The 14,456-nt window shown below is 52.2% G+C and carries 12 protein-coding genes and 1 pseudogene; 4 read left to right on the top strand and 9 right to left on the bottom strand.

What is annotated here, in order from left to right:
• Positions 1-226: 226 nt before the first annotated feature.
• The 4 genes and pseudogenes from AB1656_17850 to AB1656_17835 all read right to left on the bottom strand — a co-directional run bounded on the left by AB1656_17850 (position 227) and on the right by AB1656_17835 (position 5,886).
• A complete protein-coding gene (locus tag AB1656_17850) occupies positions 227-1,633 on the bottom strand; it encodes an IS4 family transposase (GenBank protein ID MEW6237250.1) in 1,407 nt (468 codons plus the stop codon).
• A gap of 437 nt (positions 1,634-2,070) precedes the next feature.
• A pseudogene (locus AB1656_17845) lies at positions 2,071-2,202 on the bottom strand (type II toxin-antitoxin system VapB family antitoxin).
• 106 nt (positions 2,203-2,308) lie between these two features.
• Entirely contained in the window at positions 2,309-4,384 is a 2,076-nt protein-coding gene (gene ppk1, locus AB1656_17840; GenBank protein MEW6237249.1) for a polyphosphate kinase 1, read from the bottom strand.
• Positions 4,385-4,749: 365 nt separating this feature from the next.
• Positions 4,750-5,886: a 2-aminoethylphosphonate--pyruvate transaminase gene (locus AB1656_17835; GenBank protein ID MEW6237248.1), complete on the bottom strand. Its 1,137-nt coding sequence runs from the start codon at positions 5,884-5,886 to the stop codon at positions 4,750-4,752.
• 237 nt (positions 5,887-6,123) lie between these two features.
• Between AB1656_17835 and mmsA the strand changes: the two genes are divergently transcribed.
• The 3 genes from mmsA to AB1656_17820 all read left to right on the top strand — a co-directional run bounded on the left by mmsA (position 6,124) and on the right by AB1656_17820 (position 8,174).
• Positions 6,124-7,605, top strand: coding sequence for a CoA-acylating methylmalonate-semialdehyde dehydrogenase (gene mmsA, locus AB1656_17830; protein MEW6237247.1), 1,482 nt, complete (start codon positions 6,124-6,126; stop codon positions 7,603-7,605).
• A gap of 73 nt (positions 7,606-7,678) precedes the next feature.
• Positions 7,679-7,927, top strand: coding sequence for a colicin E3/pyocin S6 family cytotoxin (locus AB1656_17825; protein MEW6237246.1), 249 nt, complete (start codon positions 7,679-7,681; stop codon positions 7,925-7,927).
• Positions 7,920-8,174 carry a hypothetical protein gene (locus tag AB1656_17820; GenBank protein ID MEW6237245.1) on the top strand — a complete coding sequence of 85 codons (255 nt, stop codon included), beginning with the start codon at positions 7,920-7,922 and terminating at the stop codon, positions 8,172-8,174. The genes AB1656_17825 and AB1656_17820 overlap by 8 nt, the downstream gene beginning before the upstream one ends.
• 192 nt (positions 8,175-8,366) lie before the next feature.
• Here the strand turns inward: AB1656_17820 and AB1656_17815 are convergent, their stop codons facing one another.
• The 3 genes from AB1656_17815 to AB1656_17805 form a co-directional block, all read right to left on the bottom strand.
• Complete coding sequence (locus tag AB1656_17815; GenBank protein MEW6237244.1) at positions 8,367-9,740, bottom strand: PFL family protein; 1,374 nt, start codon at positions 9,738-9,740, stop codon at positions 8,367-8,369.
• Positions 9,728-10,321, bottom strand: a complete 594-nt coding sequence (locus AB1656_17810; GenBank protein ID MEW6237243.1) for an ACT domain-containing protein — start codon at positions 10,319-10,321, stop codon at positions 9,728-9,730. The genes AB1656_17815 and AB1656_17810 overlap by 13 nt, the downstream gene beginning before the upstream one ends.
• A gap of 214 nt (positions 10,322-10,535) precedes the next feature.
• Entirely contained in the window at positions 10,536-11,102 is a 567-nt protein-coding gene (locus AB1656_17805) for a prepilin-type N-terminal cleavage/methylation domain-containing protein (GenBank protein ID MEW6237242.1), read from the bottom strand.
• Between the two features lie 109 nt (positions 11,103-11,211).
• Here AB1656_17805 and AB1656_17800 point away from each other — a divergent pair, with 109 nt between their 5' ends.
• Positions 11,212-12,714, top strand: coding sequence for a sulfatase (locus tag AB1656_17800; GenBank protein ID MEW6237241.1), 1,503 nt, complete (start codon positions 11,212-11,214; stop codon positions 12,712-12,714).
• Positions 12,715-12,810: 96 nt separating this feature from the next.
• Here the strand turns inward: AB1656_17800 and AB1656_17795 are convergent, their stop codons facing one another.
• Positions 12,811-13,851, bottom strand: coding sequence for a PfkB family carbohydrate kinase (locus tag AB1656_17795; GenBank protein ID MEW6237240.1), 1,041 nt, complete (start codon positions 13,849-13,851; stop codon positions 12,811-12,813).
• A 36-nt stretch (positions 13,852-13,887) separates the two neighbouring features.
• Complete coding sequence (locus tag AB1656_17790) at positions 13,888-14,121, bottom strand: type II toxin-antitoxin system HicB family antitoxin (protein MEW6237239.1); 234 nt, start codon at positions 14,119-14,121, stop codon at positions 13,888-13,890.
• Positions 14,122-14,456 lie beyond the last annotated feature (335 nt).

Here is a 14,456-nt window from a genome sequence, read left to right as displayed (position 1 = left end):
CTGGTCCGCGATAAGAACGTTGAAAATAAAATTCCATACTGGTCTCCTCTATATTTGATTGAATATATCACCATTACATTTGAGGTTCTTGCAAAAATGGTTTAATTTTCTTTTCAATTCTCCCCCCAAGCTTGGGGGGAGTTAGAGGGGGGTTGATTTTGTTAGACTTAAGGCAACCCCCTCTCCTGAACCTCCCCCAGGCTTGGGCTGATCTTTACCCACAAGTTTAGAGGGGAGTAAGGGCGATATACATTGAGACGATCAATTCAAAATCTCTCCACCCACGCCATAGGGTTCGAACCCCGGGCTGACCGTCTCGCTTCCTTCCCAAGTGACCTCCTATTCGTCCAATCCAATACCGAACAAGGTACACCGTCATCTTTTCCACGATTTCCTGCCCAAATTGATGGCGAACGTAAATCCGCAACGATTTTTGTTCCACCTCATTGAGGACTAGATCCGCCGCACTCTCTGGCTGCGTCTCCGCCAGGTAGCGCAGGATCAGAATCCGTAGGGCGCTGAGCAGATACAGCGCCAGCACCTTTTCGATCGCTTCGCGGCTATTGTATTGGCCTTTCTCTATGCGGCAGCCGCTCTTCAGGATCAAGTGCAAATCCTCCACCCTCCATCGGCGCCGATAAATCTCGACGATCTCCATCGCTTCTTCCAGATGCGCCGCTGGTTCCGTGGTCAGCAGCATCCATTCCACCGGCGTCGCCCCTTTCGGCGGATTCGGTTCGATTACCCACACGGCGTAGACGGCGATGGGCGCTTTCCCTTGGCTTCGGGGTCGGGGCGGTTTCAAGATGACCCGGCCCCAACGAATTTCCACGCGCGCCGTTCGCGCCGCCTGCCCGGGTTTGGCGGCAATCGGCAGGGTCCATTCTCCCCCCGCCGGACGGCTTTTCATGGCCTCCCACAAATGCTTCTCTTCCCCCTCCACGTTCCGGTCCCAGGCGGCGCGCACCACTACCCCGCACCCTAACCGATAGGCGCTCTCGAACACTTCGAAGATATCGCCTTCCCGGTCCATGACATGGATGACATAGGGAGGGCGGTCTTCGCGGGGGAGGCTCTCCAAGATTCGTTGCGCTCCCTCCATCCCTTCCAGCCACTTATGGCTCTCTTTCTCTTCGATGGGCCTCTTCCGCCGCTTCTCTCGCTTTCCCATCTCCGCCGCATCGCGCGTCCACGTTTGCAGTCCCAAAAAGCCCAGCGGCGTTCCCTCTTCATCCACGGCGAGCGTGCTGTGCAAAAACATCCCTTGGCCGGGATTCTTGCTGGTATGGATTGGCCCCAATCCGGCTATCGCCTCCCGATGGCTGAAATCCAATTCCGTCGTGTCCTGCACGGCGTAAATCTTTTCTCGACCGGCGCAGGCTTCGCCTCCCGCTCTCTCCAACGGCTGCAACAAATCCGAACTCTTCACCTGTTTGTTCTCGATCAACCGGTACGCCCCTTTGATCTCCTTTCCTTTCCCGTAGATTTGTCCAAAACTCGCTCCCGGATGTTTCACGCATTCGATGGCGACTTGCAGTAAACGGCGCTTTCGTCTCGGATCCCCCAATTGAATCGCGCCGTATACCTTCTCCACCATCTTCTCGACCGGCTGAATTCTTGCTGTTCTTTCCACAAGAATTCTTCTTCGTTTCCTGGACTTCTTTTATCGCTTCTCCGGTTTACTCCTCCTTGCCGCTTTTTGGGGGATTCCGTTGGTATTCTTTCTTCTCTTCATCATCTTCTCCTCAACCCATATGATAGTTATCCTTATTCTAGCACTCCGACTTGTGGGTAAAGATCAGAGGCTTGGGGGAGGAATTATAGAGTTTTTGCAAGAGGCTCTATAGTTATGGATATCCTTAAGATGAGTCAGAGACGCTTCTGTCCAATGAACTCTAATTCTGGCAGTCCATATTTTGCGCGAACCTCTTTCACATCCTTTGTCCTGCTCTCTTTACTGTTAGCCAACCCGTGTTCAATCGCCTCGTGGACATATTTTTCTCTCGCGAGATCGTCCAACCGTATCTCTTCAAGATTGCCCGTCCACGCAAGTTTACCGCGAAACTTTTAAATTTTGGACTGGTTTTTCATTTGAAGCAATAACTTAAGCCCTGCTTCGACGGCCTCTTTTTTCGTTTTTAAGCCGGATGCTTTGAGGACGGATTCCATTAGATAATCGTCAATGACGATAGTGGTTCTCATTTTTTCCTCTCTGCGTATAGGCTATCGCAACATCTGCTTGCAATCGTCTTGAGGATGCAGATATCGTAAAATAATCGTTCCATAACGCCCAAGAGTTTTTCAAAAATCACCCCTCGTTAAGCCGCGAAGCGCGTTCCATGAACATAGATTGGCTGTTGCGTGGCAGCTCGCCGTCGGCGGGTTTGCGTTGGACGTAGGTTCCCTCGCTTTGCAGGTCCCACGCTTTGCAATTGTCGGAAAGGTGGATGTTCAGAATTTCTTTCAATTGGCTGCGGATATTTTCGTCCTCTACTTCGACGGCCGCTTCGACGCGGTAGCTGAGGTTGCGGCTCATCCAATCCGCCGAGCCAATGAAGATTCGCTCTTTGCCGCCGTTGTAGAAATAAAAGACGCGGGAATGTTCGAGGAAGCGTCCGATGATGCTGCTAATGCGGATGGTTTCGCTGATTTTAGGCAAGCCGGGACGCAGGCAGCAAAAACCCCGGACGATGAGATCGATCTGGACGCCCGCTTTGGAGGCTTGGTAAAGAATTTTGATGATTTCCAGATCTTCAAGAGAATTCATCTTGGCAATGATGCGTCCATTGCCGTTTTTCTTTTGGTGTTCGATCTCCCGTTTGATTAACCGCACGAAGTGAGCGCGCATGTTGACGGGAGCGAGCAGGATTTTGCGATAACGGATTTGCTGGGAATGTCCCGTCAGGTAATTGAACATATCCGTCAGATCTTCGCCAATGTCTTTGCGGCAGCTGAGGATGCCGTGATCGGTGTAGAGCTTGGCGGTGCCGGAATGGTAGTTGCCAGTGCCGATGTGAAAATAGCGATGGATGCCATCCGGCTCTTCGCGCACGACGAGCAGGGTTTTCGAGTGAGTTTTAATGCCGGGAAAGCCGTAAGTAACATGGACGCCCGCGCTTTCCAACATGCGGACCCACTGGATGTTCTGCGCTTCGTCGAAGCGGGCTTTGATCTCCACCAACACGGCTACTTGTTTGCCGTTCTGGGCGGCTTCTACGAGGGCGGCGATGATAGGGGAATTGTCGGCGGTTCGGTAGAGGGTTTGCTTGATCGCCAAGACCTGGGAATCGGTCGCGGCTTCCTGGAGAAAACGGACGACGCTCGTAGAAAAAGATTCGTAAGGGTGGTAAAGAAGAATGTCTCCTTCCTTCATCAATTGAAAGAGGCTGCGCGTTTCCTCGTCCTTGTCGAGTTCCTTGATTTTTCGGGGAGTGATGGGAGACCAGGACGCCGCTTTCAGTTGGGGAAAATCGAGAGAGCCGAGGCTCATCAAATCGACAAGATTCAAGGGACCGTTCAGTTTGTAGACGTCGTCATCGCCCAGGCCCAGTTCGCCCATAAGCCAATCCAGGATGCCGGACGATGCGGTTTGCTCGATCTCCAACCGCACGACGGGAGCGGATTTGCGATAGCGGAGTTCTTCTTCGATCAATTCCAGCAGGTCTTCCGCTTCTTCCTCGTTGCGCTCGATATCGGCGTTGCGGGTTACGCGGAAAGAACGGCTTTCCAGAATCTCCATGCCGGGAAAAAGATTGTCCAAATTGGCTTGAATCAATTGCTCGAGAGGAACGAAAGTATTCGGTTCCCCCGTAGCAACCCAACGAGGACGGTTTTGGGGAACCTTAAGACGCGCAAAACATTCCGTTTTGGAATTGGGCTTGCGGACGCGGACGGCGAGGGAAACGGACAGGTTGCTTAAGAAAGGAAAAGGCTGGCCCGGACCGACCCCTAGCGGCGTTAGAATGGGAAAGACGGCTTTCTGGAAATAATGATCGACATGCTTTTTTTCGTGCCGGCTAAGTTCGGAGTAGTTGAGAATGGAAACGCCCTCTTTGCGCAAGGCGGGTATGATATCGTCGACGAGACATTTACGCTGGCATTCAACCATTTCCATTACGATAGGGCGGATGGCTTGAAGCTGTTCTTTCGGCGTCCTGCCGTCGATGGTTTTTTTCGTAACGCCGCCCTCAATCTGCCTTTTCAAGCCGCCGACGCGCTTCATGAAAAACTCGTCGAGATTATTGCTGAAAATAGCGATGAATTTGGCGCGTTCGAGGAGGGGATTCGAGGCGTCCAACGCTTCATGCAACACCCGCCGGTTGAATTCCAGCCAACTGGTCTCTCGATTGAAGAAAAGATCGTAGGATAATGCGCTTCTAGTCACAGTCCGCCATCGCCTCCCCTATCAAGGTAGCATCCCTCGCTGGCATCGGCAAGAAGAAAAACGCCAACACTACTATTAAACATTAAAATATATTAAAAATCCATTAGCATTTCATGAGTTCCTTACCGGCAACGCCGCCGAAGAGGACGAACGGCGAATTGTAGATCGCTGTCCAAATCGGGAGCGTAAAACGTTTGTTCGCCTACCCCAAAAAAGCCTCTCTGAAGTTGTAAAACTATTCGTCTGGAATTTTTCTCCCCCCAAAAAGCGAAGCCCGCGAAGTCCGCCATTTTTTCGCGGCGCGAATATCGCGGGCAATTTTGGCTAAAACGGAAAAAAGACGCCGCAATCGCGCGCCGCTGCTTCTACGCCTTCAGAACCACGCCCATCTCCTCCATGCTTTGCCGGATTGCTCCCAAAAGAGTGCGCATGTCCGCTTCGAAGAGGCGTCCGATATGGCCGATGCGAAAGCAATCCGCACCGCTCACTTTGCCGGGATAGATCACCTGATCTTTTTCGTTCAATTTTTTATAAAATTCTTCGAAGGAAAAATTGGGATGATCGGGATAGAGGAAGGAGGTAATGATATACCCTTGCTCTTCCGGCTTCAAATATTCTTGAAATCCCATCGCCCGCATTCCTTCCACCAGAACACGGTAATTGCGGCGGTAGCGTTCGCCCCGCGCCTGCACTCCGCCTTCTTGCTCCAATTCCGCCAAGGCTTGGCGAAACGCCAGCAGCGAATGCGTCGGCGGCGTGAAGCGAAATTGCCCGTTGGTTTCCAGCCCTTTCCATTGATCCAACAGATCAAGGCTCAAACTACGCGCCCATCCTTCCGTACTTTTCAATGTTTCCGTCTTGGCCAATACGAAGGAAAATCCCGGAACGCCTTCAATGCACTTGTTGGAAGAGGAAACCAGATAGTCGATGCCGCATTCGGCCAGATGGATCGGGACTGCTCCAAAGCTGCTCATGGCGTCGACGAAATATACCCGTCCCAACCGCTTCACGATGGCTCCGATCTCTTGGATGGGATTGATAATGCCGGTCGTGGTTTCGCAATGCACGACGGCGGCGTGGGTGATGGCGGCGTCTTCTTTTATCGTCTTTTCGATCTCGCCGAGATCGGGATGGCTGTTTTCGGGATAAACCAGCTTCTGCGTTTCGATCTTTAAAACGGACGCCATTTTGGCGATGCGATGGCCATATGCGCCGTTTACGATCACTAGCAATTTGCCGTTAGGCGGAATCGTCGAAGAGACTACCGATTCCAAGCCGAACGTCCCGCTGCCTTGCATCAGGATCGCCTCGTACTCTCCCTGCTTGGCGCCGCCTAACGACAATATCTGGCTGCGAATCTCTTTAATAGTTTTAATGAATTCGTAATCCCGCGAGCCGAGATCGCGCAGCATCGCTTGCTTGACGCTGCGGCTGGTGGTCAACGGCCCCGGCGTGAATAAAATCTTATCTTTCCAGCCTGCAATCGTTTTTTCCTGATTCATTAAATTCTCCTTCTCATTGCATTCCTTCCACCGACGCTTCAAGGAAGGGTATATCTTTTGATTTTTTTCCTCATCGCTCGCCGTCTATCCATTTCGTAAGCGATAAACGTTATACTAAAAATACGATGGACGGAAATCGCCTGCAATCCCTTTATCGTTCCTGCGGATAAGTATATCGAATCGTCCGTCAATCGTTTCCAGAAATGAGCGTCTTTTCCATATCGAAGGGAGTTTACCATGAGCGCAACCGTTTTGAAAAATTATATCGGCGGCCAATGGGTGGAAGCGGAAAACAGCGGCCTTCTCGACATCGTCAATCCCAGTACCGGCGAGGTCTTGGCGAAAAATCCCCTCTCCACAGCGCCGGAAACCGAGCGCGCCATCGCCGCGGCGGCCGCCGCCTATCCCGCGTGGAGCGAAACCCCCGCCCAACGCCGCACGCTGCCTCTATTTAAACTGACGGAAGCCATCCGCGAGAACGAGGAAGCCATCGCCCGCGTCCTGGTGGCGGAAATGGGCAAGTCGATGACCGACGCCCGCGCCGAAATGAAGCGCACGCTGGAGAATTGCGAAGCGGCCTGCGGAATGCCTATCCTGCAGCAAGGCGACAAGATGATCGGCTGCGCCCCTGGCGTCGACGGCGAAGTGCTTCGTCTGCCTCTCGGCGTATTTGTCATGATCGCCCCCTTCAATTTCCCCGCGATGGTTCCCTTTTGGTTTATCCCCTACGCTCTGGCGGCGGGCAATACTTTCGTCGTGAAGCCCTCGCCGCTGGCGCCGATGACCATGTCGCTGCTGGCGGAATTTATCCATAAAGCGGGTTTTCCCGCTGGCGTCTTCAATCTCGTCAACGGCGATATCGACGTTGCCAACGCCTTCATGGACAGCCCCCTGGTCAAAGGCGTTTCTATGGTTGGCTCCACCGCCGTCTGCCGCAAGATCGCCGAACGCTGCGCCAAGAACGGCAAGCGCTTTCAGGCGATGGGCAGCGCCAAAAATCACCTCGTCGTCATGCCCGACGCCAAGATCGATGAGGTGATCCGCAACATGACCACTTCCTGTTACGGCTGCGCGGGACAGCGCTGCATGGCTTCTTCGGCCATTGTCGCCGTGGGCGACGATACATACAAAACCGTCTGCGAACAATTCGTTGAAGCCTCCAAAAAGGTCATCGCCGCCAATCCCCTCGATCCCAAATTCATCGACGAATCCATGCTTATGGGGCCGGTCGTTTCCGCCAAAGCCAAGCATTTTATCCTCCAGATGATCGAAACCGGCGTGAAGGAAGGCGCGACGCTGGCGCTGGATGGACGCGGCCTAACGGTTCCCGGCTGCGAAAACGGTTTCTTCGTCGGCCCAACCGTCTTCACGGACGTGAGGCCGGGCATGGAAATCCACGCAAAGGAAATTTTCGGCCCTGTCGTAGTCATCTTGAAGGCTGAATCGCTCGCCGAAGCCATTCAAATTATCAACGATCATCAATACGGCAACGGCGCCTCCATCTACACCCAAAACGGCCATTACGCCCGCGAATTCAAACTCAAAGCCCAATGCGGCATGATCGGAATCAACATCGGCATCCCCGCCCCCGCCCCGTTCCTGCCCTTCGGCGGAACCAAAGCCTCTCTCTTCGCCGATATCAAAGCCCAAGGCAAAGCTGTTATTAACTTCTTCACGGAAGAACGCATCGTTACCGAACGCTTTTGGCCGGAAGGGTGAGGGGATTTAATCCTTTTTTAAAATTGTTGCGAAAAAATATTCGTTGAAAATCAATAGGACGACGTTATCATAAATAAGGAGGCATCCTATTGATTATATTCCCATTCCTAGTCCTTCTCTTTTAGATAGGTTTGAATTTATTGGCGTCTATAATGGAGAAAAACGTTGGCAAAGTAATGGCGGTAAGCGTTTGTATACCTGGGATGGTCTTCATGGAGAAATTGAGGTCTTTAATCAGCGTGGCAAGCATCTTGGAGCCATTGATCCCAAAACGGGTATGCTATTAAAAAATCCTGTAAAAGGAAGAAAAATCGATGTCTAACAATTTATCGGAAACATTCATTGAAAAATGCCTAAAAGGCAGCGCACTTTTAGATGAAATAGACGATTATATTGACGCATGGCGCGAAGATGAAAGCGGAGAAGAAGAATTGTACGAATTTTTAGGAATGACTAAGGAAGAATATTCTTTATGGGTAACCGATCCCGATGTTCTGCCTTTCATCGTTATGGCTCGTAAACAACAAGTTGACATTGCGCATATTTTAGCAAAAACGAAAGTGGGATAAGGCGAACTCAGGAACGTAGGATGGGTCGCGTCGTTTGACCCATCAATTTGCTAGAGAGAAAAATCGATGTCAATGATTCCGCATGAAACATTTATTGATAAATGTCTAAAAGTATTATCATTTTCATTTTTAATATTCCATTTCTATTTAATTACATAAACGGCGCATCATGGGAAGAGTCTCCCCGATTCGCTAATTCTTCAAACTGTTGATAGGCGCGGGAATATGTCCGCCGTGCGCGATGAATTCCTGGTTGCCGTCAGGGCAGGCGACGTTGGTAATGCAGGCGGCGCCGAAGAGTCCGCCGAAATCGACGTAATCGCCGACCTTCTTGCCGGGAACGGGAATGAGTCTTACGGCGGTGGTTTTCCCGTTGAAGACGCCGATCGCCATTTCATCCATGATAATGCCGCAGAGCGCATCGGCGCCGATATCGCCGGGAAGCGCGATCATATCCAAGCCCACGGAGCATACGGCGGTCATAGCTTCCAGTTTTTCCATGTTGAGATAACCAGCTTTCACGGCGTCAGCAAGGGCGTGATCCTCCATAACAGGCAAAAAGGCGCCGGACAATCCGCCTACGGAAGACGAAGCGAAGATGCCGCCCTTCTTCACGGCGTCGTTGAGCATGGCGACGGCGGCGGTGGAGCCGGGAGCGCCGATTTTGGCAATGCCCATCGCCTGGTAAATTTCGCCAACGCTGTCGCCCACCTTCGGCGTCGGCGCCAGAGAGAGATCGACGACGCCGAAACTGACGCCCAGTTTGGCGGCGACTTCGCGTCCGATCAATTCGCCCGTGCGCGTTACGCGGAAAGCGGTATGCTTGACGACTTCGGCGATTTCGTCGAGGGTAACGTCCGGGTGTTCTTTGACGAGCGTTTCCACCGCCCGCTTGACTACGCCGGGGCCGCTGACGCCGACATTGATGACGCTGGAGGCTTCGCCCGCTCCCAAATAGGCGCCCGCCATGAAGGGATTGTTTTCGGGAATGTTGGCGAAGACGACCAGCTTGGCGCAGCCGAAGCCGTTGTTTTCCTTCGTCGCTTCGGCAATCTTCAACATCGTCGCGCTGACCAGGCGGATGGCGTCTACATTAATTCCCGCCGCCGTAGCGGCGACGTTGACGGACGCGCAGAGGCGCTGAGTGCGGCTGAGAACTTCCGGCAAGGAGTGGATTAACAACGCTTCCCCATCGGTTACGCCGCGCTGAACCAACGCGGTGTAGCCTCCGATCAAATCCACCTTAACGTCGGCGGCGGCGCGATCCAGCGCATAGGCGATCTGCATGGCGTCCGCTTCCGAATGGCCTTCCAATAGGCGGCTGACCGGCGAGACCGCCAGCCGTTTATTAACGATGGGCAGGCCGTATTTCGTGGTGAGCCGGTCGCAGAGTGGAACCAGTTCTTTCGCCAGGGAATGAATCTTTTTATAAACCGCCACGGATGCCTTGGCGGCGTCGGGATGGGCGCAGCCGTCGATGTTGACGCCCATGGTCACCGTCCGCACGTCGAGATTGCCTTCTTCCAACATGCGCACCGTATTGAGAATATCGTCTACTTTTCGCATGATCGCTCTTTGAACAATTGACGGATGGAAAAAATGTCGTTCGCCGCCCGGAACAGATTTTCATGTTGCAGCGCTGGCGCTAGTCCGATGGAAGAGACCAGCGTATGCAACTCGCCGAGCAGCTGTTTAATGTCGGTATTGATGGGGATAGACAGTTCCCCGATATGGGTTACGTCCTCGCCTTGAATCGTAAAATAATAATCTTCGATATTGATATGGCTCTCGGCCAGATAGGATGAAACCATTTTAAGGATGCCCGGCCGGTCTTTGCCGGTGAGGGTCAGGATATAGCGCTCGGTTTGGCCGATGGGATGGCGGGAATTTTCCTCGTAATCTCTGACGACGACGGAGGCTTCGCCGGGCTGGAAATTCTGCAAAATCGCGTCGCGGATTTCTTCCTTCTCGTAAATGCCGTCGAATTTCGCCGTGATGATGACGGTAAAATAGCCGCGAATAACCGTCTGGCTCATGCCGTCGATATCGCCGCCCCGATCGGCGATGGCGGATGTGATAGCTTGGATGAGGCCGATGCGGTCGAAAGCCAGAACAGAAACCACGAATCGGGATTTCTCTGCGGTCAACGAGTTTCTCCTTGTTAAAATGGGGATAGCGATATTCAAGGCGGATTGTCCGGCGAATTCAACCGGCTTAACCGAAGATAGATTGTCAAAATGGAATTCGCAACGGCGGGCGCGTTAATTCGCGGCGTTTTCCCTTTCAACAAGAAAAACCGCTACTTTTCTATAATATCTAAGAAAAAAACCGGTTTTGGGGCGTTTAGGAGCGTCGAGGCGCTTAGTCGCTATGAATGCGCTTTTCCGTCAGGATGATGTCGCCCGACGAAACCAATCCGTTGGAGGGGCTGAAGAGAAACGAGGAACGGGCGAAACTGTCGTTCTTGAGGATATCCATGGACGTTTCGTTCCATCCCATGTCGAGATCGCGGTCGGGACCGAAACTGACGACAACGTAGCCCAAGCCCGATTTGGTGATATAAGGAACCATGCCGTAGTCGTAGTAGTTGCGGACGCAGCCGGCGCCGACGGCGCCCGTGGCGGTTTCGTTGGTGAAGTAATCCCGGAAAACATCGACCGAACTGATATAAGAGACGGGAGTCGTAAGCTTCATGTAAGAGATGACGTCATCGCAAGGACCCTGCCCGTCGGGCATATAAGCATTATTGTCCAATTGATACATCGACATGGAGGAGCTGATGGCGCGGAAATCGGCCTTGACGCGAGCCAGTTTGGCGCGCAACTGCGCATTGATGAAATTGGGGACGGCGATGGCCGCCAACACGCCGATAATGGCGACGACGATGAGGAGCTCGATCAAGGTGAAACCGCGTTTGGTTTTTTTCATTTTGCTTTTCAAATAGAATGGAATGGGTCTATCTTTTACTCTCCGCTTAATTACTTTATCCTTAAAAACTAGAAACAAAAGTGGATGGAGCGAGATGAGAGCCGCACAGATGTTGAAGTCCGATCGTCATCTCAATATCGGAGAAACGAAATTGATAGAATACAACCGGAGAAATTTTCTACAGTTAGCAGGATTTAGCGCCGCGTCATTGGCCGTTCCGAGTTATGGGTGCATTGATGAATCCTCTTATTCTAAAAAAATAAATTTTGTATTTATTCTTGCCGACGATTTGGGTTGGAGCGATCTAGGCTGTTACGGCGCGGATTTGCATGAGACGCCCAACCTCGACCGATTGGCGCAACAGGGAATGCGATTTACTGACGCTTACGCCGCCAGCCCCGTTTGCTCGCCGACGCGGGCGTCGATCTTGACGGGGAAATATCCTGCCCGCTTGAATATGACAACGTGGCGCGAAAACGCCGCCAAACCGCCTGCGATCTATAAGCATATTCCCCCCATCGCCGAGCAAAACCTGCCGTTGGAAGAGACCACCATCGCTGAAGCGCTGAAAAACATGGGCTATCAAACGGCGCATATCGGAAAATGGCATCTGGGCGGCGCCGAGCATTACCCGGAAGCGCAAGGATTCGACATCAATATCGGCGGGACGATTTGGGGCGCGCCCGCCACGTATTTTTATCCCTATCGCGGAGAACGAGCGCAGGGTAAAGAAATTCGCTACGTGCCGCATTTGGAGTTCGGCCATGCGGGAGAATACTTGACCGATCGCCTGACGGACGAAGCGCTGCGCGCGTTGGAATTCATGAAAGACGGGCCGTTTTATCTCAACCTGGCTTATCATTCCGTTCATACGCCCATTGAGGGCAAGCCGGATTACGCCGCGCGTTTCGCCAAGAAACTCAAGCCGGAATTCCATCACCAAAATCCGGATTACGCAGCGATGGTTCAAAGCCTGGATGAAAATGTGGGGCGTATTTTAGCTAAGATTGACGAACTGGGTTTGTCCGATAATACCGTCGTCTTTTTCTTTTCCGATAATGGCGGCTATATCAACGAAAATCGCGGGAAAGCCGTAACCAGCAACGCGCCGCTGCGATCAGGAAAAGGCTCTTTATACGAAGGCGGCGTACGGGAACCGCTATTCATTCGCTGGCCCGGCGTTGCGGCGGCGGGAAGCGTCTGCCATGAACCGGTCTGTTCCATCGATTTCTTCTCGACGATTTTGGAAATGAACGGCGTCTCGGCGAGCGGCGTAGATGGCGTCAGCCTGGTACCTTTATTAAAAGATCCCAAGACGTCCTTGAACCGCGAAAGGCTTTATTGGCATTATCCCCATTACTACCCCACGACGACGCCCGCCGGTTCCATCCGCGAAGGCGATTGGAAGCTGATCGAGTATTTCGAAGACGAACGCTTGGAGTTGTATAATCTGCGCGAAGATTTGAGCGAGAAGAACAATCTGTCGCAGACCCAGCCGCAAAAAGCCGCCGAGTTGCTCGAACAACTGCAAGCCTGGCGAAAAGAGGTCAATGCGCGCATGTCGGCGCCCAATCCCAATTACAAGCCGGGCGGTCCGGCGATGGGATTTTAGCAGGGAGGCGGGGGAGCGCTTCAATCCTTCTTTAGGGATGATATAGGATTCTTCTGGCAATTGAATACTTTTTCTCCCCCAAGCTGGGATTCGGCATTATATGTCCTTATAAAGTTCTTCGTTCGCATTCCAAGCCTCCAGCACTTGGGCGGGCGAGGCCGTTCCCGTCGTTCCCAACTGGCGGATGGTGATGGAGGCCGCGAGGTTGCCGATGACGGCGGCTTGCTCCAAGCTCGCTTTGGAAGCCAGCGAAGAGACGATGGCCGCCGTTACGCTGTCGCCCGCGCCCACGATATCGATCGGTCCCGTAACCGGCGGACAGGGGATCGGCGCCGGAGCCGTTTCGTAAACCGGGCAAATTCCTTCCTTATCCAACGTTAGAAAAACCGGCTTTCCCGAGCGCTGCGCCAGAGTCAGTGCGGATTGAATAGCTTTAGGAGTGGAAAAATTGTCTTTCCGGCTCGCTTCTACCGCCTGGATGGCCTCAAAACGGTTTGGTTTGATGACGATATTCCTGAATTCGCCGATGCGTTCCCGCGAATCGGCGAAAAAAATCGTTTCGGGAAACCGCGGCGCCAGATCGGCGATAAACTCGCGCAGAGAATCCGTTACGATCCCGCAATTGCGTTCCTGCACTTGATCCGCGACGATCACCGCATTCGCCTGCGGCGCGAGGGCTTCCAGCCTTTTTTGAATCTCCCGCTCTAATGATGGGGAAAGCGGTTCCCGGTTTTTGCAATCCTGCCGGTTCATTTCCTCTTCGCCCTCCGCGGTTTTCAGCATCGGCTTGGTATACGTCGGCGTAAACCGCTCCTTGGATACGAGAACGTTATCAATGTCGATATGGCGCTGCGCCAGCGCTTGCCGCAGTTCGTAGCCTTCGCCGTCGTCTCCAATAACGGTTAAGGCGATCAGTTTTCCGATTCCTAACGCATGGAGATTGTTGCAAACCGTCCCCGCCGCCCCGGGCTGAGGACGCTTACCGACGATTTGGTAGGCGATCTTCCCCGTCTCGATGGAAATTTCATTCAACGCCGGATCGATAAAAAGATATTGATCCAAAAAGAAATCGCCCACGACGACGACGGTATGTCCGCCGAATCCATCGAGAATTTTCTTCACGTTTTCCAAGTTCATTTCACGTATCCAATATGTTCCCATTCTATGAGAATCTTATACGGCGATTTCCAGCGTCTTTATGCCGATTACTTCGGAATAATCCGGTTCGATTTCTTTTCCTTCTTCCCGCAATTCTTCAACGCATAAGGCGATGACTTCTCGAATATTTTCCAAGGCTTCTTCAAATGTTTTTCCTTGAGTGTAGCATCCCTTCAAGGATGGAACGTCCGCCACATAATATCCATCTTCATCCAGTTCGATTATCGCTTGAAAACGGTATGTTTTTATTTTGGGTTCCTCGCACGATTCTAAGACGGCTATTGGATCGAGTTAGTATAGACAACAAATCCTAATCAAAATGTAACTATTTAGTCGTATGAAAAGAAGAAATGCAAATGTATTATTTCGCCCTTTCAGGGCTTAAAAATAAGGATTTCTCTTCAATCGGTAAACTGTTACATCAAAATTTTAACGCGGCGCATAAAAATCAAGCGATAGAAAATCGATATTACTTTTCATCGAACAAATAAGCCATCAGCGTCTCGCATTCGCCGTAATGAGGAATAATCAGATCGGCGCCGGCTTGAATCAGACGGTTTCGCTTCCAATCGTCGATATGAACT

It is taken from the genome of Candidatus Omnitrophota bacterium (assembly GCA_040755155.1).
Taxonomy (GTDB): Bacteria; Hinthialibacterota; Hinthialibacteria; order Hinthialibacterales; family Hinthialibacteraceae; genus JBFMBP01.
Note: the sequence above shows the minus strand (reverse complement) of the source record. Positions and strands in the feature narration are given on the sequence as shown.

Excerpts from the sequence above, each read along its gene's own strand:
- AB1656_17795 (MEW6237240.1), bottom strand. The coding sequence starts at position 13,851 with ATGAACTTGGAAAACGTGAAGAAAATTCTCGATGGATTCGGCGGACAT.
- mmsA (MEW6237247.1), top strand. The coding sequence starts at position 6,124 with ATGAGCGCAACCGTTTTGAAAAATTATATCGGCGGCCAATGGGTGGAA.
- AB1656_17815 (MEW6237244.1), bottom strand. The coding sequence starts at position 9,740 with ATGCGAAAAGTAGACGATATTCTCAATACGGTGCGCATGTTGGAAGAA.
- AB1656_17835 (MEW6237248.1), bottom strand. The coding sequence starts at position 5,886 with ATGAATCAGGAAAAAACGATTGCAGGCTGGAAAGATAAGATTTTATTC.
- AB1656_17805 (MEW6237242.1), bottom strand. The coding sequence starts at position 11,102 with ATGAAAAAAACCAAACGCGGTTTCACCTTGATCGAGCTCCTCATCGTC.
- AB1656_17800 (MEW6237241.1), top strand. The coding sequence starts at position 11,212 with ATGTTGAAGTCCGATCGTCATCTCAATATCGGAGAAACGAAATTGATA.
- AB1656_17820 (MEW6237245.1), top strand. The coding sequence starts at position 7,920 with ATGTCTAACAATTTATCGGAAACATTCATTGAAAAATGCCTAAAAGGC.